We start from the raw sequence: 23,986 nt of genomic DNA, 5'->3' as shown, positions 1-23,986 counted from the left end.
CACGGCGGGCTCCCGTGCGGCGCCCTCGTTAGGGTGAGGGCATGCGACCGACGTCCACCACCCGCGGCGGCCCGGCGCCGGCCGCCGCCCGCGGACGGGCCGGCGGCGGAGCCGTGACCAGGGAGACGCGTACCGTGCCGGTACAGGACCCGGCCGCGGCGCGGGCGTCGTTCGGTATCCACGGCTACGAGGAGACCGTCGCCCACGACACCAGCTGGAACGCGCACGCCCACCCGTGGGACGAACTGCTCTGGAACGAGCGGGGCGCCTCCATGGCCGTGGTGGGGGCCCGTGCCTGGACGATCACCCCGACCCTGGGCCTGTGGATGCCGGCGGGCACCCTCCACTCGGGCTCGGCGGTCGCCGGGACGTGGTTCCGCGCCACCTTCTTCGGCCGTGCCACCACGCCGTCCCTCCCCGGCGTGCCCGTGGCCGTCGAGATCACCCCGCTGCTGAGACTGCTGCTGGAGCGGCTCGGCGACACCGCGCTGGCGCCCGCCTCCCGCGCGGCCACGGAGACGATGGTGCTGGACGTGCTCACCCCGTCCTCCCGGGAGCTGCTGGTCCACGTCCCGACGTCCGCGCTGCTGCGGCCGATCGCCGACGCCGTGCGGGAGAACCCCGGCGACCAGCGGACGCTTTCGCGATGGGCCGCCGAACTCGGCGTGAGCGCCCGCACCGTCACCCGGGCCTTCAACGCCGAGACCGGCACCAGCTTCGCGCGCTGGGTCGCCGGGGTGCGGGCGCAGCACGCGGTCGAACTCCTCACCCGGGGCTGGGAGGTGGAGGACGTCGCGGAGGAGGTCGGCTACCGCTCGGCGAGCGCCTTCGGCGCGGCCTTCCGGCGTACGACGGGTCTGACACCGGGGGCGTTCCGGGCCCGCTGAACCCGGTCCGGGGAAGGACGGGCCTCCTCCGCGCGGCCTCGATGTCCCGATCGCTACAACGCTTGTCTTAAACGGTCGATTGCGACAACCGTGTCTCTTTCATAAGGTCAAAGGAAAGCCAAGCCTTACCTAAGTTCATGTGCGTCTCCGGTGCGCTGTCCCGTGCCCCGGTCCGCGCGACGCGGACGTGCGAGGCCGGCACCACCCATCCCTGAACTGGAGTACGGATCCATGCGTCCACACCGTTTTCGCGTAGTCGCCGTCGCGGCCGCCCTGCTGGTCGGCCTCACGGCCTGCGGCGGGGAGTCAGGGTCCGGGAAGGACGAGGGCGGCAAGGCCGGTTCGGGCGCGTTCCCGGTGACGATCGAGCACGCGCTGGGCACGACCACCGTCCCGGCCCGGCCCGAGCGCGTGGCCACGGTGAACTGGGCCAACCACGAGGTGCCGCTGGCGCTCGGTGTCGTCCCCGTCGGCATGGCCGCCGCCAACTTCGGTGACGACGACGGCGACGGCGTCCTGCCCTGGGTCACGGACAAGCTGAAGGAACTGGACGCCAAAACCCCGGTCCTCTTCGACGAGACCGACGGCATCGACTTCGAGGCCGTGGCCGACACGAAGCCGGACGTCATCCTCGCCTCGTACTCCGGACTGACCGAGCAGGACTACGCCACGCTCAGCGACATCGCCCCCGTGGTGGCCTACCCGGAGGCCGCCTGGGCCACCCCGTGGCGCGAGATCATCCAGATGAACAGCAAGGCGCTCGGCCTCGCCGACGAGGGCGAGAAGCTGATCGCCCGGGTCGAGGGCGACATCAGGAAGACCGCGGACAAGTACCCCCAGCTGAAGGGGAAGTCGGCGATGTTCATGACGCACGTCGACCCCAACGACGTGAGCGAGGTCGGCTTCTACACGGCCCACGACACCCGCACGCTGTTCTTCGAGGACCTCGGTCTGAAGATCCCCGGGAGCATCGCCGAGGCGTCCAAGGGCACGGACAAGTTCGCGCTGACCAAGAGCGCGGAGCAGATCGACGCCTTCGACGACGTCGACATCATCACCGGCTACGGCGACGACAAGGGCGAACTGCTCGAGACGCTGCGCAAGGACCCGCTCCTGTCGAAGATCCCCGCCGTCAAGCGCGGTTCGGTCTACCTGCTGCCGGGCAGCGCCCCGCTGGCCACCGCCGCCAACCCCACCCCGCTGTCGATCTCCTGGGTGCTGGAGGACTACGTGGCGGAGCTCGCCAAGGCCGCGGACAAGGTCGCGTGACGACGCCCGACACGCGCCACCCGCCGGACGCCGCCGTGGTGCGGCGTCCGGCCCGTGTCCGGCTCGTGTGGCTGCTGGTCACCCTGCTCGTGCTGGCGGCGGTGGCCGTCCTCTCGGTCGCGGTCGGCTCGCGCACCGTCGCCTGGTCCGACGTGTGGAGCGCGCTCGGCGGGGCGGACGGGACGCTGGAGGAGGCGGCCGTCACCAAGCGGATCCCGCGCACCCTGCTCGCCGTCGTGATCGGCGCCGCGCTCGGCCTGGCCGGCGGCGTCATGCAGGGGGTGACCCGCAACCCGCTGGCCGACCCGGGCATCCTCGGCGTCAACATGGGTGCCTCGCTGGCCGTGGTCACCGGGGTCGCGTTCTTCGGGCTCACCTCGCCGACCGGGTACGTGTGGGTCGCCATGGCCGGGGCGGGCCTCTCGGCCGTGTTCGTCTACACCGTCGGTTCCCTGGGGCGCGGGGGCGCCACCCCGCTCAAGCTCGCCCTCGCGGGCGCGGCCACGTCGGCGGCGTTCGCCTCGCTGGTGACCGCGGTGGTCCTGCCCCGCAACGACATCTCGGGGTCCTTCCGGCTCTGGCAGATCGGCGGGGTCGGCGGCGCGTCCTACGAACGCATCGGCCACGTGCTGCCGTTCCTCGGCGCCGGCGTCCTGATCTGCCTGCTCTCCGCACGGGCCCTGAACTCGCTCGCCCTGGGCGACGAACTCGCCGCCGGGCTCGGCGAACGGGTCGCCGTCGCCCGGGCGACGGCGGCGGTCGGCGCCGTCGTCCTGTGCGGCGCAGCGACGGCGGCCGCAGGACCGATCGGCTTCGTCGGGCTCGTGGTCCCGCACGCGTGCCGCCTCATGGTCGGGGTCGACCACCGCTGGCTGCTGCCGTTCTCCGCCGTGACCGGCGCCGTGCTGCTGACCGCCGCCGACGTCGTCGGACGGATCGTCGCACGGCCCTCGGAGGTCGACGTCGGCATCGTGACGGCACTGATCGGGGCCCCGTTCTTCATCTACACCGTCCGCCGTCAGAAAGTGCGTGCCCTGTGAGCGCCCCCGCCGTCGCCCGGCCGTCCGTCCTCCACGAGGTCACCCGAGGACGCGTCAGGAACGCCTCCCGCCGGCGCCTCGTCGCGCTGGTCCTGGCCGTCCTCGTCGTCGCCGCGTTCGCCGTGACGCTGATGGCCGGACAGACCTTCTACCCTCCCCGTGACGTGGTGCGGGTCATTTTCGGGGAGCAGGTGCCGGGGGCTTCGTTCACCGTCGGACGCCTGCGCCTGCCGCGCGCGGTGCTCGCCGTGACGGCGGGCTTCAGCTTCGGCATGGCCGGTGTCACCTTCCAGACGATGCTGCGCAACCCGCTCGCCAGCCCCGACGTCATCGGCATCAGCTCGGGGGCGAGCGCCGCCGCCGCCATCGCGATCGTGACCCTGTCCCTCGACGAGACCCAGGTGTCGGTCCTGGCGATCGTCGCCGCCCTCGTCGTCGCGCTGCTGGTCTACACCCTGGCGTTCCGCGACGGGGTCGTCGGCACCCGCCTCATCCTGATCGGCATCGGGATCTCCGCGATGCTCGACAGCGTCACGTCGTACGTCCTGTCGCGGGCCGCCGAGTGGGACCTCCAGGAAGCCACGCGCTGGCTGACCGGAAGCCTGAACGGTGTGAGCTGGGACCAGACCGTACCCGCCCTGGCCGCGCTCGTTGTGCTGTGCCCCGTCCTGCTGGCGCAGGGCCGCAACCTCTCGGCGCTGCGGCTCGGGGACGACACCGCCTCGGCCCTCGGCGTACGGGTCGAGCGCACCCGGATCACGGTCATCGTCGCCGCCGTCGGCCTGATCGCCTTCGCGACGGCCGCCGCCGGACCCATCGCCTTCGTGGCGTTCCTGTCCGGTCCGATCGCGGCCCGGCTGGCCGGGGCGGGCGGCTCCCTCCTGGTGCCCGCCGGGCTGGTCGGCGCCCTCCTGGTCCTCGTCGCCGACTTCGCCGGCCAGTTCGCCTTCGACACCCGTTACCCGGTCGGCGTCGTCACCGGCGTGCTGGGCGCGCCGTACCTCGTCTACCTGATCGTCCGCACCCATCGGGCTGGAGGTTCGATATGACCACGTCCCACTCCCTCACCGCCGAGCGGCTGACGCTCGGCTACGGCGACCGCGTCGTCGTCGAATCGCTCGACGTCACGGTGCCGCCCGGCCGGGTCACGGTCATCGTGGGGGCCAACGCCTGCGGGAAGTCGACGCTGCTGCGTTCGATGTCCCGGCTGCTCGCGCCGCGCGAGGGGCAGGTGCTCCTGGACGGCAGGCAGGTGCACCGCATGCCCGCCAAGGAACTCGCCCGTACCCTGGGGCTGTTGCCGCAGTCACCCGTCGCGCCCGAGGGCATCACCGTGCTGGACCTGGTGGGCCGCGGGCGCCACCCGCACCAGGGCGTCTTCACCCGGTGGAGCGGGAAGGACGACGCCGCCGTGGCGTCCGCCCTGGAGGCCACACAGACCGCGGAACTCGCCGACCGCGCGGTGGACGAGCTGTCCGGCGGCCAGCGGCAACGGGTCTGGATCGCGATGGCGCTGGCCCAGCAGACCGATCTGCTGCTGCTCGACGAGCCCACCACGTTCCTCGACGCCAGTCATCAGATCGAGGTGCTCGACCTGCTGACCGACCTGAACCGGGCGCGGGGGACGACGGTCGTGATGGTGCTGCACGACCTCAACCTGGCGGCCCGGTACGCCGATCACCTCATCGCCCTCGCGGCGGGGCGCATCCACGCGGCGGGCCCCCCGGCCGAGGTGCTGACGCAGGACACGGTCCGCACGGTCTTCGGTCTGGAGAGCCGCGTCATCGAGGACCCGGTCTCCGGGAAGCCGCTGATGCTGCCCATCGGCCGGCACCACGTCAGGCAGGACACGGCGGCGGCGCGGGCGCGCTGAGGCCGCGGGCTCACACCAGCCGCAGCGTCCCGGGCCCGGTCCCCTCCGTGATGATCCCGACCAGGTCGTCGAAGAGGGTGGGACCGCGGCCCGCCCGGGCCTCGGCCAGTTCACCCTCGACGCGGGCCCGGTTGGTCGGGTGCGCCCGGGGGAGCAGACGCTCCAGCCTGCGCGCGGTCTCCTCGTGCCCCAGCGCGCGGGCCGAGGCGGCGTGGTCGCGCCACTCGATGACGAAGTCGCCGTCCGGCGGGGTGCCGAAGCCGCCGCCGAGACAGTCCGCGAACGCGTCGAGGCTGCGGCCGAAATAGCCGCCGGGGCCGTTCACCGCCTCACCGATCGCGTCCCAGAAGCTGTCCAGGCCGGTGATCCCGGAGCCTTCGATCACATAGGTGACGGTCATGCGTGGAGCGTACAAGCGTGCTCGTTCCCGGTCCGATGGCCCGCGCCGCAGGTGGGGGACTGCGGCGCGGGCCGGTCCTGTGGGTGCGGATCAGCAGCCGTGGTCGACCAGGTCGAAGGACTCGTAGTGGTCCGCGGTGTAGTAGTCCTCCTCGGCCTTCTCGCCCGTCACGATGCGGCGGGCCCCGCGGTTCGACGAGCCGGGCGTGATGACCGTGTACTCGTGGTAGTAGCCCGTGCTCTGACTCGGCAGCAGGGCTTCCCTGTTCTGGAAGACGGTCCCGTCCTGGTCGTACGGGAACGGGCCGCCCGCGTCGATGAGATCCAGCGTGTCGTGGGCCTGGGACGGCAGCGCGGAGTAGCAGACGCTGCCGACCGCGGCGGTCGAGGGAGCGGTCGCGGCCGATGCGGTGACCGGCCCGCCGACGAAGAGGACGGACAGGAGGGCGGCGACGCCGCCGAGCGTGGTGATCCGTGGGGGGATTCGCATACCCACCATGATGACGCGCGTAGATCCCCATCCGTCAACGCCAACACGAGTGAATTTTTGGGAAGTTAACCGTGGGTACGGAAAAGTAACGCGCCGGACGCGGGCCCGGGCTTGCGCGTCCGCCCGTTCATATGTTGATGCCTGACGATGCGTGACGGCGCCGCTGTGGGGCATGCATCCCGTGAAGGTGTTCGAGACATGACGTATTGAAGCGGAATCCAGGGAGGCCGATTCAACGTGCGTGCGGGGGACATGACGAAGCGGCAGGAGAGCCCGCCGGTGCGGCTGCACCGAAGACTCGGGCACACCGACCTGTCGGCGGTGGGGGAGATGCGCGCGGCGCTGCGGGAGTTCCTGCGCCACCGCAGGCGGCCGGAGGAGACCGAGGTCGCGGAGCTCCTCCTCAGCGAGCTGGTGACGAACGCGCTCATCCACACGAGGAACGGCGCCGTGGTCACGGTGATCTCCGCGTCCGCACGGCTGCGCGTGGAGGTGCGCGACTTCGTGACGGGGCAGGAGCCCGCGCCGTACGTACCGAACGCCGACGACGGTACGCACGGCAGGGGGCTGATCCTGGTCCAGAGCCTGGCGGACTCCTGGGGAGTCACGGTGCAGGCGCTGGGCAAGGTGGTCTGGTTCGAGCTGAAGGCCGGGACGTCCTGACGGTCAGCCGAACTGCTGCTCCAGGTCCTTCAGTTTCTGCTCCAGCGTGTCCAGCCGGGGCAGGGCCTGGGTGTCGTCCTCGGCGGTGAGGTCGACGGTCGCGGCTTCACCGCTGGTGGTCTGTGCCGAAGTACTCCTGGAGTTCGAGCCGTTCACGGCTTGCAGGGATGGCCGGGGGCGCAGAGGCAGTTGTCCCGGCTCTGTTATGGCGGGCTCCGCGACGGCCGGCGGCCCGCCGCCCGGGGCCGGGGCGATGGCCTGGACGTCCACCTGGCGGCCTGAACGGCCGCGCCCCCAGACCCGGTTCTGCCGGTTCAGGGCCTTGATGCGGGCCCGGTCCAGCTTCGCCTGGTCCCTCCTGCGGTGCCGGTCCTGTTCCCTCTCCCGGCGGTCCTCGCGTACCTCGTCGACCGCCTCGTCCAGGGTGCGTACGCCTTCGAGGAGCATCAGCGACCAGGCGCCGAAGGTCTCCCTGGGGGCGCGCAGCCACCGTACGATCCGGATCTGCGGCAGCGGGCGGGGCACGAGGCCCTGTTCGCGCAGCGCCGCGCGGCGGGTCTGCTTCAGCGCGCGGTCGAACAGCACCGCGGCCGAGAGGGACATGCCCGCGAAGAAGTGCGGGGCGCCCGCGTGGTCCATGCCGCGCGGTGCGTGCACCCAGTTGAACCAGGCGGCCGCGCCGGCGAACGTCCACACCAGCAGGCGGGAGCCGAGGGCCGCGTCGCCGTGGCTGGCCTCGCGCACCGCGAGCACCGAACAGAACATCGCGGCCCCGTCGAGGCCGAAGGGCACGAGGTACTCCCAGCCCCCGGAGAGGCTGAGGTTTTGCCGGCCGAAGCCGACGAGCCCGTGGAAGGAGAGGGCGGCGGCGACGGCGGCACAGCAGAACAGCAGGACGTACGAGGCGGTGGCGTAGAGCGCCTCCTTGCGCCTGCGGCGCTCCTCGCTGCGTTCCCAGTTGTCGTCGGCCGCGGCCTTCTCAGCGGCGCGCCTGCCGCGCGCGACCACCGTCACCGCCGCCATGACCCCCACGAGCAGCACGGCGCCCGGAAGCAGCCAGTCAAGCGATATGTCGGTCAGTCTCATGCCCGGTCCCTTGCGTCACGTAGGGCGTTTCGGGCGCCATCGTGACGGAAGAACCGCCGGACTCAGGGGGGTTTCGGGGCAAGTGAACGCCATTGGGTTCGCAGGGCTCATCGTTGGGCGGAATCTTTTCGAATGCCCGCGTGGAGAGGCCGAGTCGCGTTCGATTTGCGGTCGCTCGCCCGGGTGGTGTGAGCCGCCGGAGCGCTCAAGGGGCGGGCGTGAGCCTCCGGACGCGGTCCGCGTCGCAGGTGCGCGGGCAGGTGACGCAGGTGTCCTCGGGCCGCAGGGTGTAGAAGAGGCAGCAGCTCGCCCGGTCACGCGTAGGGAGCGACTGGCCGTCGGGGCCGGTCAGTTCGCGGAAGCCGGCCGTGCCGACGTAGGGCTTGGTGGTGCCCGGCAGCAGCAGCTCCAGCTCCCTCATCGCGCGGCCCTCCTCGCCGAGCAGATGGGCGATGTACCAGAGGCCCTCGACGATCTCGTCGGTCGCCATGCCCCACAGGGCCCGCTTCCCGCGCCGTACGCGCGGCCGGAAGCCGTCCAGCACCGGGCCGATGTGCTCGGCGACGGAGTCCAGCACCTCGGCCCGCAGCGCCGCCTCGTCGGCGACGACCCGCGCGCCGGGCAGCCCGGCGGCGGGGTCGTCGGGCAGGCAGGCGAACTCGCTCACGCGCAGCGTCAGATGGCCCACGCCCCGGTGGAAACTGACGTCCTCGACGGGGATCCGGGGCACCCTGCGGTGCGTGAACCAGGGCAGGGTCACCAGGAGGCAGGCGGGCCAGGCGTAGCGGTGCAGCCCGAAGCTCGCCACCACGTCGGGGCGGGCCCGGGTGCCGTGGTCCCGCAGCACCTGCGCCTCGTCCCAGGCCAGGAAGTCGTCCAGCACGGCGCCGCCGGCCGCCAGGTCGGCGGCGCCGACCCAGCCGCTTCCCGAGGGCGCCGCGACGTCATCGGTGAGCACTTCGGCGCGGAGTCCGGGGAAGACCTCGGCCAGACGTGCGTACGCCGCCGTCAGGGGGGACGGGGCGGTGGCGGCGAGCAGAGCGGGCACGGTCATTCAGGACCACCGAATCACGATCTTTTTGCAGGTAAGCCTTACCTTACCCGAAGTCACTCGTGTTTGAACTGAGGCCCTCTCCGCCTATCGTGCACACGGGGTCCGGCGCACGCGAGTCGGCCCGCCAGTCCGAGGAGGCGCCGGTGGAGCAGGGCAGAGCGCGTGAGGACGTGCGGCCGTACGCGTCCGAGGGCACCCCTCGGGACGTCCGCGTGCCCGAACAGGCGCGCGGCGAACACATCCACAGTGAGCCGCCCGCGCCCCGCGCCGTCCAGCGGCACTCCGTGCGCGGCCAGATCCTGGACGCCCTGCGCGCCGCCCTCGCCGACGGTGACCTCGCCCCGGGCGAGGTCTACTCCGCCCCGGCCCTCGGCGCCCGCTTCGGCGTGTCCGCCACCCCGGTGCGTGAGGCGATGCAGCGGCTGGCCGTCGAGGGAGCCGTCGAGGTCGTGCCGAACCGCGGCTTCCGGGTCAGCGAGCGGGGCCCCCGTGAGCGGGCGGAGCTGGCCGAGGTACGCGCCCTGATCGAGGTCCCCGTCATGCTGCGGCTCGCCCGTACCGTCCCGGTGGCCGGATGGTGCGCGCTGCGCCCGCTGGCCGACGCCACCGTGGCCGCCGCGCGGACCGGGGACCGGGCGGCGTACGCCGAGAGCGACCGGGCCTTCCACCGGGCCGTGCTCGCGCTGTCCGGCAACCAGCAGCTCGTGTCGGTCGCCGACGACCTCCACCGCCGGTCCCAGGGGCCCCCGGCGCGCCGGGCGGACCTGATCGCGGACGCCTCGCAGCACATCGCCCTGCTGGACGCGCTCGTCGCCCGGGACCTCGCGGGGGCGCGGTCACTCGTACACGAACACCTCGGCGGCGCGGACGTCTGAGGCGGTCACGGCCCCGGCACCGGTGCGTCCGGGCCGCCCCTGCGGGCCCCTGGTTCACGGGCCCGGAGCCTCCGGGACGTGCCCGCCGCGCCGGTACGGGCCGCACCCGGCGCTCCCGCGTGTGTCCGTCCTGAGCTCGCGGGACCGTCGTCCGCCCCAACGGGTGACTGCCCGTCAGTTCGCTTCGGCGGTCTGCGGGTCGGGCGGATCCAGCCGTGGGGCGAGCCAGGTCGGTACGCCCCCGAGCAGCCGGAACAGCCGGCCCGCCTCGGCGCGCAGCCGCGCCGAGGCCTCCGGTTCCGGTTCGGCGTCCGCGAGCGAGATGAGCGCCGGGGCCGTGCCCACGAGGTAGCCGAGCTCCTCCCTTATCCGCAGCGACTCCGCGAAGCCGTGCCGCGCCTCCGCCAGCTCGCCCTCACGCAGGGCGAGCGAGGCCAGGTGCCGCCAGGTGAAGGACAGCAGGAGCGTGTCGCCCCGGGCCGTGGCCCCGGCGTGCGCCCTGCGGTAGGCGGCGCGGGCGGACTGGGGGGAGTCGGCGATGTTCTGGGCGATCAGCCCCCGGCGGAAGTCCAGCAGGGGGCGGCCGGGGGCCGCGGGGGAGAGCAGGGCCGCGGCCCTGCTGAGGGCGACGCTGGCCTCGTCGGCCCGGTCGCGCGCCCGCAGCTGCGTCGAGGCGTAGGCGAGGTAGCCGCGCTCGCAGGCGGCGGCCCCGCGCTCGGAGTCGTCGTGGGCGAGGGCCTCGGCGGTGCGCAGCGCGTCCTCGGCGTCCGTCCAGCCGGTGCCCGTGTAGAGGCACCGTTCGGTGAGCAGCGAGGTCCGCTGGAGGGCGGCCGCCGGGTCGGTGGCCGCCAGGGGCTCCAGCAGCGCGGCCGCGTCCGTCCAGCAGGCCCGTGAGCGCAGCCGCCATACCGCGGTCTGGAGCGGCGGATCGTCATCTGCTGTCGTTCCGGAACCAGGCATGGCGGTATGCGCCACATTGCCCTCCCCGAGCGCGCCATCGAGCTGTGGAGGCCGGCCGGCGAACGCCGGTCGGCCAGGGTCTGCGCGCATCTCAGCACGGAATGGCACGCCGGGCCAAGGGGTGGGATCGATGTCAGGTGAAAGATTTCACAATCGTCCTGGGTCCCGGAGGGTTCCGGTACGCCCGGGAATTCAGCTCATACGCAGGGCGAGGAAGAAGTCGAGCTTGTCCTCGAGGCGCGAAAGGTCACGTCCCGTCAACTGCTCGATTCGTCCGACGCGATAGCGCAGCGTGTTGACGTGCAGGTGCAGCCGGGACGCGCAGCGGGTCCAGGAGCCGTCGCAGTCCAGGAACGCCTCCAGGGTCTCGATCAGCTCCGCGCGGTGCCGCCGGTCGTAGTCGCGCAGCGGGTCCAGGAGCCGCGCGGTGAACGCGCGGCGGACGTCGTCCGGGACGAAGGGCAGCAGCAGGACGTGCGAGGCGAGCTCGTGGTGGCCGGCCGCGCAGACCGGGCCCGGCCGCGCCGCCGCCACCCGGCGGGCGTGCCGCGCCTCCTCCAGCGCGCCGCGCAGTCCCTCGGCGGAGTGCACCGCGGCGCTGACACCGAGTGTCAGGCGGCCGTCGTCGCCGAGGCCCGCGGAGAGCGGAGCCCGGACGGCGTCGAGCAGGGCGTCGGCGTGCAGTGCCGCGTCCTGCCGCTCCCCGGGGTCCGGCTCCCGCGTCCCGGCCGGGTCGCCGGCCCCGTCGTGGCCCGCGGGGGCCGACGCGGTCAGCGGTACGAGGGCGACGGCCTCCTCGCCCGTGTGCGCCACGGCGATCCGGTCCGCCGAGTCGGGGCCCGTCACCGCCGGGTCGACCAGGATCTCCTCCAGCAGGGCCTGCGCGGCCTGGCCGCCCGGCAGGTCCGGTCCCTCCCGCGTCCACTCGACCCGGGCCACCACGACCTGCCAGTGCGGTGCCGTACCGACACCCGGCAGCAGGACCGGGGCCGCCACCCTCAGCCTGGCCGCGATCTCCGCCGGGGCGGCGCCCGTCTGGACCAGCTCCAGGACCTCCTGGGCGAGTCTGCGGCGTACCCCCCGCGCGGCGTCGCGCCGGTCGCGTTCGACGGCGATCAGCTGGGTGACGCCCTGGAGCAGGTCCAGGCGGGCCGCGGGCCAGTCGCCCGCGTCGGCCGCGACGGCCAGCAGCCAGTCCGACAGCACGGACTCCCGTGCGTCGTGGACCGTCACGGGCAGCGCGCCCCGGCCGGTGTTCCGGATCGGGAACAGTGAATACGCCGTCCCGTCCACCTCCGCCCGGTGCGGCCCCGGGCGGCCGGTGCGGGTCGCCGCGAGGTGCCGGCCCGCCAGCCGCGCGCCGACGTGCGGGGGCAGCGGCTCGCCCGCTCCCGCGATCTGCCGGCCCGTGGGGGAGAGGACCCAGGCGCGAAGGTCCAGGTCGGAGGTGAGCAGATCGAGGACCACCTCGGGGCCGCCGCCCGCCGGGCCCGAGGTCATCAGTCTGCGGTGGCGGTCGACGACCGCCGCGAGGTCACCGGCCCGCTCGCCGGACACCTGGCGCACCACGTGCTCGGTGATCGTCGCGAACGCGACGGTCTCGTTGACCGCGAAGAGCGGGAGGCGGTTCCGCAGGCACGCCTCGACGAGATCGTCGGGGACGGCCCCGAGCTCCGCCTCGCCCGCGGCCAGACCGGCCACCCCGGCGTTCGTCAGGAGCCGGACGAAGGCCTCGGAGTCCGACGCGTCCCGGCGCCACGCCAGACCCGTCAGGACCAGCTCCCCGCCCGAGAGGTAGCGGCTGGGGTCGCGCAGGTCGGTCGTCATCACGCCCCGGACCGAACGGTCCAGCTCGTCCTCGCCGCCGAGCAGCCGCAGGCCCAGCGCCTCGGTGTCCAGCAGTGCGCGCAGCCGCATCGTCGATTGCCGCCGATCTGTTCGTGGGTGCCGGTCAGGGCGGAGGTCACCTGTGAATTGCGGTGAGGTTACCGGGATCCGCCATTCGTTCGAATCTACAAGACGGGGACGGGGACCAGCCAATTCCTTCATGGTTTCGGTGACTGCACCGGGTGGGAGCAAGGCTTGTGTACTGGGCCACACACCGCGTCGACAACTCAGGGAACGGCCCCCGTCGAAGGCGGGCGGGCCGACGGGCGGGCCGTCCCCCCAGCCCCAGCCGAACGACCCCGACCGAGAAGAAGAGAGCCACTCATGGACTTCCTTCGCCCCGCCAGCTGGGAGGAGGCGCTCGCCGCGAAGGCCGAGCACCCGACGGCTGTGCCCATCGCGGGGGGCACCGACGTGATGGTCGAGATCAACTTCGACCACCGGCGGCCCGAACACCTCATGGACCTGAACCGCATCGGTGAGCTGTCGGAGTGGCAGGTCGGCCCCGACTCCGTACGCCTCGGCGCCTCCGTGCCGTACAGCGCCGTCATGGAGCACCTGCGGGCCGAGCTGCCCGGGCTCGCCCTCGCCTCGCACACCGTCGCCTCGCCGCAGATCCGCAACCGCGGCGGCGTCGGCGGCAACCTCGGCACCGCCTCGCCCGCCGGGGACGCCCATCCGGCGCTGCTCGCCGCGGGCGCCGAGGTCGAGGCCGCGTCCGTACGGGGGACGCGGATGATCCCCATCGACGACTTCTACACCGGCGTGAAGCGCAACGCCCTGGCTCCCGACGAGCTGATCCGGGCCGTGCACATCAGGAAGGCCGACGGACCGCAGCAGTACTCCAAGGTCGGCACCCGCAACGCGATGGTCATCGCCGTCTGCGCCTTCGGCCTCGCGCTGCACCCCGCGACCCGCACGGTGCGCACCGGCATCGGCTCCGCGGCCCCGACCCCGGTACGGGCGAAGGAGGCCGAGGACTTCCTGAACGCCGCGCTGGAGGAGGGCGGGTTCTGGGAGAGCGGAAAGATCATCACGCCGTCCGTGGCCAAGCAGTTCGCCCAGCTCGCCGCCGGGGCCTGCAACCCCATCGACGACGTACGGGGCACCGCCGCCTACCGGAGGCACGCCGTCGGCATCATGGCCCGGCGCACGCTGGGCTGGACCTGGGAGCAGTACCGCGGAGCGGGACGCACCCTCGAAGGAGCTGCTTGATCATGCGGGTGAATTTCACGGTCAACGGCCGGAGGCAGGAAGCGGACGACGTCTGGGAGGGCGAGTCCCTGCTGTACGTCCTGCGTGAGCGCATGGGCCTCCCGGGCTCGAAGAACGCCTGTGAGCAGGGGGAGTGCGGTTCCTGCACGGTCCGCCTCGACGGGGTGCCGGTCTGTTCCTGTCTCGTCGCGGCCGGCCAGGCGGAAGGCCGCGAGATCGTCACCGTCGAGGGGCTGGCGGACTACGCCAGGCACCGCGACGACTCCCACCCCGGCACCGGCTGCACCGCCGGCACCTGCGGCACCTCGCTCGACGAGGCCCGGCGGTGGCAGGCCGGGCCGGCCGAGGGCCGGAGCGCGGACATGGCCGAACTCTCGCCGGTCCAGCAGGCGTTCATCGACGCGGGCGCGGTGCAGTGCGGTTTCTGCACCCCCGGTCTGCTGGTCGCCGCCGACGAGCTGCTGGAGACACGGCCCTCCCCGTCCGACCAGGACATCAGGGAGGCGCTCTCCGGCAACCTCTGCCGCTGCACCGGTTACGAGAAGATCCTCGACGCGGTCCGCCTCGCGGCCGCCCGTCAGGAAGAGGCGGTCCGATAGCCATGGCGCAGCACCCACGAGCCGCGTCCGTACCGGCCGGCACCCCCACCAGGATCACCCAGGGCTCCGGGACCCCGGGCGGCATCGGCGAGTCGACCCTGCGGCCCGACGGAACGCTCAAGGTCACCGGCGAGTTCGCCTACTCCTCGGACATGTGGCACGAGGACATGCTCTGGGGCCACACGCTCCGCTCCACCGTCGCGCACGCCGTGATCCGCTCCGTCGACATCGCCGAGGCCGTCGCCACGCCCGGTGTGTACGCCGTACTGACCTACGACGACCTGCCCGCACGGGTCAAGAACTACGGGCTGGAGATCCAGGACACGCCCGCACTCGCCCACGGCAAGGTCCGTCACCACGGCGAGCCGGTGGCCCTCGTCGCCGCCGACCACCCCGAGACCGCGCGCCGCGCCGCCGCCAGGATCCGGATCGACTACGCCGAACTGCCGGTCGTCACCGACGAGGAGTCCGCGACCGCCCCGGACGCGGTGCTGGTCCACGAGGGCCGCACCGACCACCACATCGGGCACGTGCCGCACCCCAACATCGTCCACCGCCAGCCCATCGTCCGGGGCGACGCGGACGCGGCCGCCGCACGGGCCGACGTGATCGTCACCGGTGACTACGTCTTCGGCATGCAGGACCAGGCCTTCCTCGGCCCCGAGTCGGGACTCGCCGTGCCGTCCGAGGACGGCGGGGTCGAGCTGTACGTCGCCACCCAGTGGCTCCACTCCGACCTGCGCCAGATCGCCCCCGTGCTCGGGCTGCCCGAGGACAAGGTCCGCATGACGCTCTCCGGCGTCGGCGGCGCCTTCGGAGGGCGCGAGGACCTGTCGATGCAGATCCACGCCTGCCTGCTGGCGCTGCGCACCGGCAAGCCCGTCAAGATGGTCTACAACCGCTTCGAGTCCTTCTTCGGGCACGTCCACCGCCACCCCGCGAAGCTCCACTACGAGCACGGGGCCACCAAGGACGGCAAGCTCACCCACATGAAGTGCCGGATCGTGCTGGACGGCGGTGCCTACGCCTCCGCGTCCCCGGCCGTCGTCGGCAACGCCTCCTCGCTCGCGGTCGGACCGTACGCCGTCGAGGACGTCGACATCGAGGCGATCGCCCTCTACTCCAACAACCCTCCCTGCGGCGCCATGCGCGGCTTCGGCGCGGTCCAGGCGTGCTTCGCCTACGAGGCGCAGATGGACAAGCTCGCCGCCGCCCTGGACATGGACCCGGTCGGACTCCGGCAGCTGAACGCCATGGAACAGGGCACCCTGCTCCCCACCGGACAGCGCGTCGACTCGCCCGCACCGGTCGCCGAACTGCTGCGCCGGGTCAAGGCCAGGCCCATGCCGCCCGAGCGGCAGTGGCTCTCGGCCGACGCCGCGGGCAGCTCCGTGGACGTACGCGCGCTGCCCGGAGGGCTGTCCAACACCACGCACGGCGAAGGCGTCGTGCGGGGGGTCGGGTACGCCGTCGGGCTGAAGAACGTCGGCTTCTCCGAGGGCTTCGACGACTACTCGACCGCCCGGGTGCGGATGGAGGTCGTCAACGGCGAACCGGTCGCCACCGTGCACACCGCGATGGCCGAGGTCGGGCAGGGCGGCGTCACCGTCCACGCCCAGATCGCGCGCACCGAACTGGGCGTCAACCAGGTGACCATCCACCCGGCGGACACCCAGGTCGGCTCCGCCGGCTCCACCTCCGCGTCCCGGCAGACGTACGTCACCGGCGGAGCGGTGAAGAACTCCTGCGAGGCCGTCCGGGACCAGGTCCTGGAGATCGGCCGGCGCAAGTTCGGCACCTACCACCCGGCCTGGGCCACCGCCGAACTCCTCCTGGAGGGCGGCAAGGTCGTCACCGACGGCGGCGAGGTGCTCGCCTCGCTGGCCGACGTGCTGGAGGAGGAGACGGTCGAGGCCGAGCTGGAGTGGCGGCACCGGCCCACCGAGGCCTTCGACCCGCACACCGGACAGGGCAACGGCCACGTCCAGTACTCCTTCGCCGCCCACCGCGCGGTCGTGGAGGTCGACACCGAGCTCGGCCTGGTCAAGGTCGTCGAGCTCGCCTGCGCCCAGGACGTCGGCAAGGCCCTCAACCCGCTGTCGGTCGAGGGCCAGATCCAGGGCGGTACCACCCAGGGGCTGGGTGTCGCCGTCATGGAGGAGATCATCGTCGACCCGAAGACGGCGAAGGTGCGCAACCCGTCCTTCACCGACTACCTGATCCCCACCATCCTCGACACCCCGGCCATCCCGGTCGATGTGCTCGAACTCGCCGACGAGCACGCCCCGTACGGGCTGCGCGGCATCGGCGAGGCCCCGACCCTGTCGTCCACCCCGGCCGTCCTCGCGGCGATCCGGGACGCGACGGGCCTGGAGCTCGACAGGACGCCGGTGCGCCCCGAGCACATCACCGGTACCTGACGGGTCCTCAATACCCTCCGGACGGCGGGTGTCCGCCGTGGACGTCGCACTCCACCGCCCCGCCCGCCGTCCGGAGCCACCGCTCGACCGCTCCACCCGTACGAAGAGTTCGCCTCGGGCCGTCCCCCGGGTCGTGCGCCTCGCAGTCATCCCAAATCCCGCAGTCTCGAAAAGCTCCACGCGGGTGCCCCTGTGAACCTTGGGAGTCAGGCAAACATGACCCAGCAGTCCGTGGAACCCAGGACGAGCGCGGAGGACGCGGGCCCCGGCTCGCGCGTCCCCGCCGGACGGTCCTGGCTCGACCGCTACTTCCACATAACCGAACGAGGATCGACCGTCGCACGTGAGGTGCGCGGCGGCGTCACGACCTTCATGGCCATGGCGTACATCCTCCTGCTCAACCCCCTCATCCTCGGCGGCGCGGACGTCGACGGCCAGGTGCTCGGCCGGTCCGGGCTGATCACCGCCACCGCGCTCGCCGCGGCGGCCACCACCCTGCTGATGGGCTTCGTCGGCAAGGTGCCCCTGGCGCTCGCCGCCGGGCTGAGCGTCTCCGGTGTGCTCGCCTCGCAGGTCGTACCGGTCATGACCTGGCCGCAGGCCATGGGCATGTGCGTGGTCTACGGGCTGGTGATCTGCCTGCTGGTCGTCACCGGGCTCCGCGAGATGATCATGAACGCCATCCCGCTCGCGCTGAAGCACGGCATCACCATCGGCATCGGCCTCTTCATCGCCCTCATCGGCCTCTTCAAGGCGGGGTTCGTCCACCAGGGCACCGCGACCCCGCTCTCCCTCGGTCCCGCGGGCGAGCTCGCCGGCTGGCCCGTCCTCGTCTTCGCCGTGACCCTGCTGCTCATCTTCATGCTCCAGGCCCGCGGCGTCCCCGGCGCCATCCTCATCGGCATCGTCGCCGGCACCCTGGCCGCGATCGTGGTCAACGCCGTCGCCGGCGTCGACCCGAAGGCGTGGAGCAGCGGCCCGCCCGAGCTGAGCGGCGGCGCGGTCTCCCCGCCCGACTTCTCGCTCTTCGGGAACGTCGAGTTCGGCGGCTGGGGCGACGTGGGCGTGATGACGGTCGGCATGATCGTGTTCACGCTCGTCCTGGCCTCCTTCTTCGACGCGATGGCCACCATCATCGGGGTCGGTACGGAGGCCGGGCTCGCCGACGACAAGGGCCGGATGCCCGGCCTGTCGAAGGCCCTGTTCATCGACGGCGCGGGCGGCGCCGTCGGCGGTGTCGCCGGAGGCTCCGGCCAGACCGTGTTCGTCGAGTCGGCGACCGGGGTCGGGGAGGGCGCCCGCACCGGGCTCGCCTCCGTCGTCACCGGCCTCTTCTTCGCCGCCTGCCTCTTCTTCACCCCGCTCACGGCGATCGTGCCGGCCGAGGTGGCGTCCGCCGCCCTGGTCGTCATCGGCGCCATGATGATGCAGAACGCCCGGCACGTGGACTGGGCGGACCGCTCGGTCGCCGTACCCGTCTTCCTCACCGTCGTCCTGATGCCGTTCACCTACACGATCACCACCGGGGTCGCGGCGGGCGTCATCTCCTACTCGGCCATCAAGCTCGCCCAGGGCAGGGCCCGTGAGGTCGGCGTCTTCATGTGGGTGCTGACGGTGGTCTTCGCCGTGTACTTCGCCCTGCACCCCATCGAGAGCTGGCTGGGCGTCAGCTGACCTGCCCGGCCCCCGCACCTCTGCATCCGAAGGAGACACGCCATGCTGGACATCGCCGAAGAGCTTCACCGGTGGGTCGGGCAGGGGCGCGCGTTCGCCGTGGCCACCGTGGTGGCCGTCGGCGGCAGCGCGCCCCGGCAGCCGGGCGCCGCCCTCGCCGTGGACAGCGACGGTACGGCCGTCGGGTCGGTCTCCGGCGGATGCGTGGAGGGCGCGGTGTACGAGCTGTGCCGACAGGCGCTCGCGGACGGCACGACCGTCCGCGAGCGCTTCGGCTACAGCGACGACGACGCCTTCGCGGTCGGTCTGACCTGCGGAGGCGTCATCGACATCCTGGTGACGCCGGTGCGCGCGGACGACCCCGCGCGCCCGGTGTTCGCCGCCGCGTTCGCCGCCGCCGCCGAGGGCCGCGCGGCGGCGGTCGTCCGTGTCACCGAAGGCCCGGACGAGCTGCTGGGCCCGCCGCTGCTGGTCCACCCCGACGGCGCGTGGGAGGGCGGGCTCGGCGGACACCCCGAGCTGGACCGTACGGCCGCCGCCGAGGCCCGCGCCCTGCTCGACGCGGGCCGCACCGGGGAGATCGCCGTCGGTGCCGGCGGATCCCGCTGCGGCAGCCCCCTCACCCTGTTCGTGGAGTCGAGCGTCCCGCCGCCCCGCATGATCGTCTTCGGGGCCATCGACTTCGCCGCCGCGCTGGTGCGGGCCGGCCGTTTCCTCGGCTACCGCGTCACGGTCTGCGACGCACGTCCGGTCTTCGCGACGGCGGCCCGCTTCCCCGACGCCGACGAGATCGTCGTCGACTGGCCGCACCGCTATCTCGCCACCACCGAGGTGGACGCGCGCACGGTGCTCTGCGTCCTCACGCACGACGCCAAGTTCGACGTCCCGCTGCTGGAGCTGGCCCTGCGGCTGCCCGTCGCGTACGTCGGCGCGATGGGATCGCGCCGCACCCATCTGGAGCGCAACGAGCGGCTGCGCGAGGCGGGTGTCACCGAGCGCCAACTGGCCGCGCTGCACTCGCCGATCGGGCTCGACCTGGGAGCCCGTACACCGGAGGAGACCGCCCTCTCCATCGCGGCGGAGATCGTCGCGGACCGGCGCGGCGGGAGTGGCCTGCCGCTGAAGGGCGCACACACCCCGATCCACCACGAGGGCGCCGCACCGCTGGCCTCGGTGGCCTGAAGCGGACCACGAACAGCCGTCCACCGGCGGCGGGTTGCCGCCACGGCGGTTTCACGTCAGGGGCGAAGACGTCCGTGGCCCCGGATTTACCGGTAGATCAGCTGCATGACATTTTCCCCCTCCTCCGTTTCCGGCCGGGCGAGATCCGCTCGCGCGGGACGCGGGGCTCTGCTCATAGCGACCTCCGTCGCCCTCGTGAGCGGCGCCCTGCTCCCCGCGGCGGGTTCCGCCACCGCTGCCCCCACGCCGCCGACCGCCGGGGACCGCCACGGACCCGAGGTCCGCGACTACGACATCACCCTGGTCACCGGCGACGTCGTCCACTACTCGGACGGTGCGGGCGACCAGGACACCGTCACCGTCGACCGCCCCGACGGCGCCCGGGGCGGCGTGCACGTCCAGCAGGCGGGGGACGACCTCTACGTCATCCCCGACGAGGCGAGCGCCCTCATCGCGGCGCGGAAGCTGGACCGCCGGCTGTTCAACATCTCGGCACTGGTCAAGATGGGCTACGACGACAAACGCTCCGGCGGCATCCCGCTCATCGCCACCTACCCGGCGAGCGCCGCGCGTTCGCTGCCCGCCGCCCCGCGCGGCAGCGAGAGCGTCCGCCGTCTGAAGTCGGTCAACGGCGTGGCCCTGAAGGCCGGCAAGGACGACGCCCGCGCCTTCTGGAGCGACATCTCCACCGCCGGGAAGAGCCGGTCGCTGGACCAGGGCATCGCCCAGCTGTGGCTCGACGGCAAGGTCGAGGCGGCCCTGAAGGACTCCGTCCCGCAGGTCAACGCCCCTCAGGCCTGGGCCGCCGGCTTCGACGGCAAGGGCACCACCGTCGCCGTGCTCGACACCGGCATCGACGCCACGCACCCCGACGTCAAGGACCGCGTCAGGCAGTCCAGGAGCTTCGTCCCCGGTGAGGAGGTCGACGACAGGAACGGCCACGGCACCCACGTCGCCTCCACCATCGCGGGCTCCGGCGCGGCGTCGGACGGCGTCAACAAGGGGGTCGCCCCGGGGGCCGACCTGATCGTCGGCAAGGTCCTCAGCAACGAGGGCTCGGGTGCCGACTCCGGCATCATCGAGGCCATGGAGTGGGCGAAGGCCGAAGGCGCCGACGTCATCTCCATGAGCCTCGGATCCAGCATCCCCGACGACGGCACCGACCCGATGTCGCAGGCCGTCGACGCGCTGTCCGCCGACGGCGGCCCGCTGTTCGTCATCGCCGCGGGCAACTCCTACGGCGCCGGCACCATCGGCTCGCCCGGCTCCGCCACGAGCGCGCTGACCATCGCCGCCGTCGACAAGCAGGACGCCCGGGCCGGCTTCTCGTCCATGGGCCCGCTCGTGCGCTCCTACGGCCTGAAGCCCGACCTGTCCGCCCCCGGCGTCGACATCAACGCCGCCGCCTCGCAGTCGGTCCCCGGCATCGAGGGCATGTACCAGCAGATGTCCGGCACGTCGATGGCCACCCCGCACGTCGCCGGCGCCGCCGCCATCCTGAAGCAGCGTCACCCCGACTGGCCGGGACAGCGCATCAAGGACGCGCTGATGAGCTCGTCGAAGCGGCTGCCCGCCTACACCCCGTACGAGCAGGGCACCGGGCGCCTCGACGTGAAGGCCGCCATCGACACGACGATCGAGGCCACCGGCTCCGTCGAGGTCGCCTCGTACGCCTGGCCGCACAGCGCCCAGGATCCGGTCGCGGAGCGCACCCTCACCTACCGCAACACCGGTGACAAGGACGTCACACTGCGCCTGGCCACCGACACGGACGCGGCCGCCTACACCCTGTCCACCCCGGAGCTGACCGTCCCGGCCGGTTCCACCGCCGAGGCCGTCCTCTCGATCGACCCCTCGAAGGTCGCGACGGACACCCGGTTCTCCGGCCAGGTCCTCGCCACCGACGCGGCCGGCACGACGGTGGCCCACACCGGCTTCGCCGTGAACAAGGAGCGGGAGCTCCACGACCTGACACTCAGGCTGCGCGACCGGGCGGGCCGGCCGGTGGACGGCACCGTGATCCTCGCCGAGCTCGGCGACACGCAGCTCGGCCTCGTCGAGGTCTCCGGTGACACCACGCTGCGGCTGCCCCCGGGCAACTACACCGCCTGGGCCGCCGTCGACGTCGACGGCGACCGCACCGACTCCAAGGCCGTCGCCTTCCTCGCGGCGCCCGAGACGATCCTCGACAAGGCCACCACCGTCACCCTGGACGCCTCCAAGGCCCGCAAGGTCAGCGTCCGCACCCCGAAGGAGACGGAGACACGGCAGCTGCGCTTCGACATGGCGCGCACGTCGCCCGACGGCGTCGTCCAGCGTGACGCCTACCAGATCCCGCTGACCTACGACCAGCTGTGGGCGAGCCCCACGAAGAAGGTCACCCAGGGCGACTTCAGCTTCCTGACCCGCTGGCGCCAGGGCGAGGAACTGCTCGGTCTGAAGGCCGACGGCGACGACGTCCCCGTCATGGTGCAGAACGGCTCGGCCCTCGCCGAGGACAGCGAGCAGAAGCTCACCGGTGTCTTCGCCGGCGACGGCGCCGCCGCCGACTACAAGGGCCGCAGCGTCAAGGGCAAGGCCGTCGTCGTCACCCGCAGCGACGCCGTCCCGCCCGCGGAGCGGCTGGCCAACGCCCTCGCGGCGGGGGCGAAGGCACTCTTCGTCGTCAACGACCGCCGTGGAGTCGCCCTGGAGAGCTACGCGCCCTACGGCGAGCAGACCGCCATCCCCGTCGCCTCGGCGCAGACGATCGCCGGCGCGAAGCTGATCAAGGCGGCGCAGCGCGGCAAGAAGCTCTCCGTCGACCAGCGGAAGTTCGCCTCCTACCTCTACGACCTCGTGGACCGTCACGACGGCACCATCCCGGACCGCTCGCTGGCCTTCGCCCCCTCGGCACGCCAGCTGGCGAAGGTGGAGAACACCTTCTACGGCCACAAGGCGACCCTGGGCGGCGGCTTCCGCTACGACATCCCGGACTACGGGCCCGGCATCGGCTTCGAGGAGTACGAGAAGTTCCCCGGCACCCGCACCGAGTGGGTCAACCCCCTGCCGGGCGACTCCTTCTGGTACGAGAACCATGCGGTGCTGGGTGAGGGAGGCTCCGGCACGGCGCACGAGATGCGCAGCCCGTCGCTCGACTACACGGCGGGCCGGACCTACCCCGCGGACTGGTTCGCCCCGGTGACCGGCCCCCGTCTGGGCACCGGCTACTGGGGGCCGTTCCGCACCTCGTACGACGACGTGCAGTTCAACATCACGCCGTGGACCGACTCGGGCGAGGGCCACTCCGGCTCCATGCCCGACGACGAGTACGACACCACGTCCTACGCCTTCTACCAGGGCGGCACCCTGATCAAGAAGGGTGCGGGCAGGGCCGGTTACGCCTGGGACCTGTCCCCGGAGAACCTGCCGTACCGCCTGGTCATCGATTCGCGGCGCGACCAGGCCGCCTGGAAGACCTCCACCCGGACGCACACCGAGTGGAACTTCGTCTCGGGCGCCCTGGCGGAGGGCACGCGGCAGGCCGACATCCCGCTGCTCCAGCTCGACTACGACGTGGCCACCGACCTGGCGGGCGACGTCAAGGCGGGCAAGCAGACCGAGATCGGACTCGGGTCCGGCACCCAGGCGTGGCTGGACGGCGCCGTGAAGGCCACCAAGGCCTCACTGTCCGTCAGCTATGACGAGGGTGGTACCTGGAGCGCCGTCGAGCTGCGGAAGGGCTCGTCGGGCCGGTGGACCGCGAAGCTGCGGACACCGGGCAAGGGCGCGTCCTCGGTCTCGCTCAGGGCCCACGCGGAGGGCCCCGGCGGCCTGGCCGTCGACCAGGAGATCATCAGGGCCTTCGGCCTGAAGTGACCTTCTGAGCAACCCGTTCCAGGTGGTCCCGCGTCCCGTGTGGGGGTGCGGGACCACCGCTTCGTCGTGCGTGCGCCGCTGCTCCGGGCGGCCGAAGCGCGCCGGACGGTGCCACACCCGCTCGCGGTCCTGCGGATCGTGCCGCCCTCCACCGGGCCGCCTCGCCGATGACGCGTGCGTCGAGGACCCCGCCGGCCGCCAAGGAGGCCCCAACGTCGGGTTGGATGGCCAACTCCCCGCTGGGCATCCGAATCCGCCATGCCCTGCGGACGGGGTGAAGCGGCGCACGGGCCGGCTCCTCCACGTCCGTGCCCCGGAAGCAGGGGCCCCAGGACCAGTGCCTCCACGTCACGGTCGGGCCGGACGGGCCCGTGCAGCCGCGCCCCGCGGACGCCCGCCCCGGCCGGCGGGGTCCCGGCCGTTCATCGCCCCCTTCCGTGCGGGCACCGGCCGGGGACGCTCACCCGCGCCGCGCCGCCCTCTCCCGTGCCCTGCGCCGCGCGACGGTGTACACGGACCAGTCGCCCCGGTGCCGGTCGCACCGGGAGGCGTCCT

General features: G+C 72.8%; 19 protein-coding genes. 13 read left to right on the top strand and 6 right to left on the bottom strand.

The features are described from left to right. Nucleotides 1–113: 113 nt before the first annotated feature. The 5 genes from ACFVS9_RS29370 to ACFVS9_RS29350 all read left to right on the top strand — a co-directional run bounded on the left by ACFVS9_RS29370 (nucleotide 114) and on the right by ACFVS9_RS29350 (nucleotide 5,069). Nucleotides 114–887: a helix-turn-helix domain-containing protein gene (locus ACFVS9_RS29370; RefSeq protein ID WP_383115874.1), complete on the top strand. Its 774-nt coding sequence runs from the start codon at nucleotides 114–116 to the stop codon at nucleotides 885–887. 231 nt (nucleotides 888–1,118) lie between these two features. Then, entirely contained in the window at nucleotides 1,119–2,156 is a 1,038-nt protein-coding gene (locus ACFVS9_RS29365) for an iron-siderophore ABC transporter substrate-binding protein (RefSeq protein ID WP_383115869.1), read from the top strand. Further along, nucleotides 2,153–3,196, top strand: coding sequence for a FecCD family ABC transporter permease (locus tag ACFVS9_RS29360; RefSeq protein ID WP_383115868.1), 1,044 nt, complete (start codon nucleotides 2,153–2,155; stop codon nucleotides 3,194–3,196). The genes ACFVS9_RS29365 and ACFVS9_RS29360 overlap by 4 nt, the downstream gene beginning before the upstream one ends. After that, complete coding sequence (locus tag ACFVS9_RS29355; RefSeq protein ID WP_389937200.1) at nucleotides 3,193–4,245, top strand: FecCD family ABC transporter permease; 1,053 nt, start codon at nucleotides 3,193–3,195, stop codon at nucleotides 4,243–4,245. The genes ACFVS9_RS29360 and ACFVS9_RS29355 overlap by 4 nt, the downstream gene beginning before the upstream one ends. Then, entirely contained in the window at nucleotides 4,242–5,069 is an 828-nt protein-coding gene (locus tag ACFVS9_RS29350) for an ABC transporter ATP-binding protein (RefSeq protein ID WP_383115866.1), read from the top strand. The genes ACFVS9_RS29355 and ACFVS9_RS29350 overlap by 4 nt, the downstream gene beginning before the upstream one ends. Nucleotides 5,070–5,079: 10 nt before the next feature. On the opposite strand, the gene ACFVS9_RS29345 is transcribed toward ACFVS9_RS29350, so the two are convergent. Together ACFVS9_RS29345 and ACFVS9_RS29340 are read right to left on the bottom strand one after the other, a co-directional pair. Continuing rightward, nucleotides 5,080–5,469 carry a barstar family protein gene (locus tag ACFVS9_RS29345; protein ID WP_389937196.1) on the bottom strand — a complete coding sequence of 130 codons (390 nt, stop codon included), beginning with the start codon at nucleotides 5,467–5,469 and terminating at the stop codon, nucleotides 5,080–5,082. Nucleotides 5,470–5,559: 90 nt separating this feature from the next. Continuing rightward, a complete protein-coding gene (locus ACFVS9_RS29340; protein WP_383115864.1) occupies nucleotides 5,560–5,958 on the bottom strand; it encodes a ribonuclease domain-containing protein in 399 nt (132 codons plus the stop codon). Nucleotides 5,959–6,210: 252 nt separating this feature from the next. On the opposite strand from ACFVS9_RS29340, the gene ACFVS9_RS29335 reads away from it, so the two are divergent. Then, nucleotides 6,211–6,621, top strand: a complete 411-nt coding sequence (locus ACFVS9_RS29335) for an ATP-binding protein (RefSeq protein ID WP_389937193.1) — start codon at nucleotides 6,211–6,213, stop codon at nucleotides 6,619–6,621. A 3-nt stretch (nucleotides 6,622–6,624) separates the two neighbouring features. Here the strand turns inward: ACFVS9_RS29335 and ACFVS9_RS29330 are convergent, their stop codons facing one another. Further along, nucleotides 6,625–7,707 carry a DUF2637 domain-containing protein gene (locus ACFVS9_RS29330; RefSeq protein WP_383115862.1) on the bottom strand — a complete coding sequence of 361 codons (1,083 nt, stop codon included), beginning with the start codon at nucleotides 7,705–7,707 and terminating at the stop codon, nucleotides 6,625–6,627. A 205-nt stretch (nucleotides 7,708–7,912) separates the two neighbouring features. Continuing rightward, nucleotides 7,913–8,761, bottom strand: a complete 849-nt coding sequence (locus ACFVS9_RS29325) for a (2Fe-2S)-binding protein (protein ID WP_389937190.1) — start codon at nucleotides 8,759–8,761, stop codon at nucleotides 7,913–7,915. Nucleotides 8,762–8,904: 143 nt separating this feature from the next. Here ACFVS9_RS29325 and ACFVS9_RS29320 point away from each other — a divergent pair, with 143 nt between their 5' ends. After that, on the top strand, nucleotides 8,905–9,636 hold the full coding sequence (locus ACFVS9_RS29320) for a GntR family transcriptional regulator (protein WP_389937187.1): 732 nt from the start codon (nucleotides 8,905–8,907) through the stop codon (nucleotides 9,634–9,636). A 174-nt stretch (nucleotides 9,637–9,810) separates the two neighbouring features. Here the strand turns inward: ACFVS9_RS29320 and ACFVS9_RS29315 are convergent, their stop codons facing one another. Further along, on the bottom strand, nucleotides 9,811–10,596 hold the full coding sequence (locus tag ACFVS9_RS29315; protein WP_383115859.1) for a hypothetical protein: 786 nt from the start codon (nucleotides 10,594–10,596) through the stop codon (nucleotides 9,811–9,813). 192 nt (nucleotides 10,597–10,788) lie between these two features. Continuing rightward, nucleotides 10,789–12,513, bottom strand: coding sequence for a PucR family transcriptional regulator (locus ACFVS9_RS29310; RefSeq protein ID WP_383115858.1), 1,725 nt, complete (start codon nucleotides 12,511–12,513; stop codon nucleotides 10,789–10,791). A 294-nt stretch (nucleotides 12,514–12,807) separates the two neighbouring features. On the opposite strand from ACFVS9_RS29310, the gene ACFVS9_RS29305 reads away from it, so the two are divergent. From ACFVS9_RS29305 to ACFVS9_RS29280, 6 genes are all read left to right on the top strand, one after another. Next, nucleotides 12,808–13,698 carry an FAD binding domain-containing protein gene (locus ACFVS9_RS29305; RefSeq protein ID WP_383115857.1) on the top strand — a complete coding sequence of 297 codons (891 nt, stop codon included), beginning with the start codon at nucleotides 12,808–12,810 and terminating at the stop codon, nucleotides 13,696–13,698. 2 nt (nucleotides 13,699–13,700) lie between these two features. After that, nucleotides 13,701–14,297, top strand: a complete 597-nt coding sequence (locus tag ACFVS9_RS29300; RefSeq protein WP_383115856.1) for a (2Fe-2S)-binding protein — start codon at nucleotides 13,701–13,703, stop codon at nucleotides 14,295–14,297. Between the two features lie 2 nt (nucleotides 14,298–14,299). Further along, nucleotides 14,300–16,717 carry a xanthine dehydrogenase family protein molybdopterin-binding subunit gene (locus ACFVS9_RS29295; RefSeq protein WP_389937182.1) on the top strand — a complete coding sequence of 806 codons (2,418 nt, stop codon included), beginning with the start codon at nucleotides 14,300–14,302 and terminating at the stop codon, nucleotides 16,715–16,717. A gap of 216 nt (nucleotides 16,718–16,933) precedes the next feature. After that, on the top strand, nucleotides 16,934–18,391 hold the full coding sequence (locus ACFVS9_RS29290) for an NCS2 family permease (RefSeq protein WP_389937179.1): 1,458 nt from the start codon (nucleotides 16,934–16,936) through the stop codon (nucleotides 18,389–18,391). 42 nt (nucleotides 18,392–18,433) lie between these two features. Next, nucleotides 18,434–19,573, top strand: coding sequence for an XdhC family protein (locus ACFVS9_RS29285; RefSeq protein WP_383115853.1), 1,140 nt, complete (start codon nucleotides 18,434–18,436; stop codon nucleotides 19,571–19,573). A 105-nt stretch (nucleotides 19,574–19,678) separates the two neighbouring features. Further along, complete coding sequence (locus ACFVS9_RS29280; RefSeq protein WP_389937175.1) at nucleotides 19,679–23,431, top strand: S8 family serine peptidase; 3,753 nt, start codon at nucleotides 19,679–19,681, stop codon at nucleotides 23,429–23,431. Nucleotides 23,432–23,986 lie beyond the last annotated feature (555 nt).

This window comes from Streptomyces sp. NPDC058008, assembly GCF_042886395.1.
In the GTDB taxonomy this organism is placed as follows: domain Bacteria; phylum Actinomycetota; class Actinomycetes; order Streptomycetales; family Streptomycetaceae; genus Streptomyces.
Note: the sequence above shows the minus strand (reverse complement) of the source record. Positions and strands in the feature narration are given on the sequence as shown.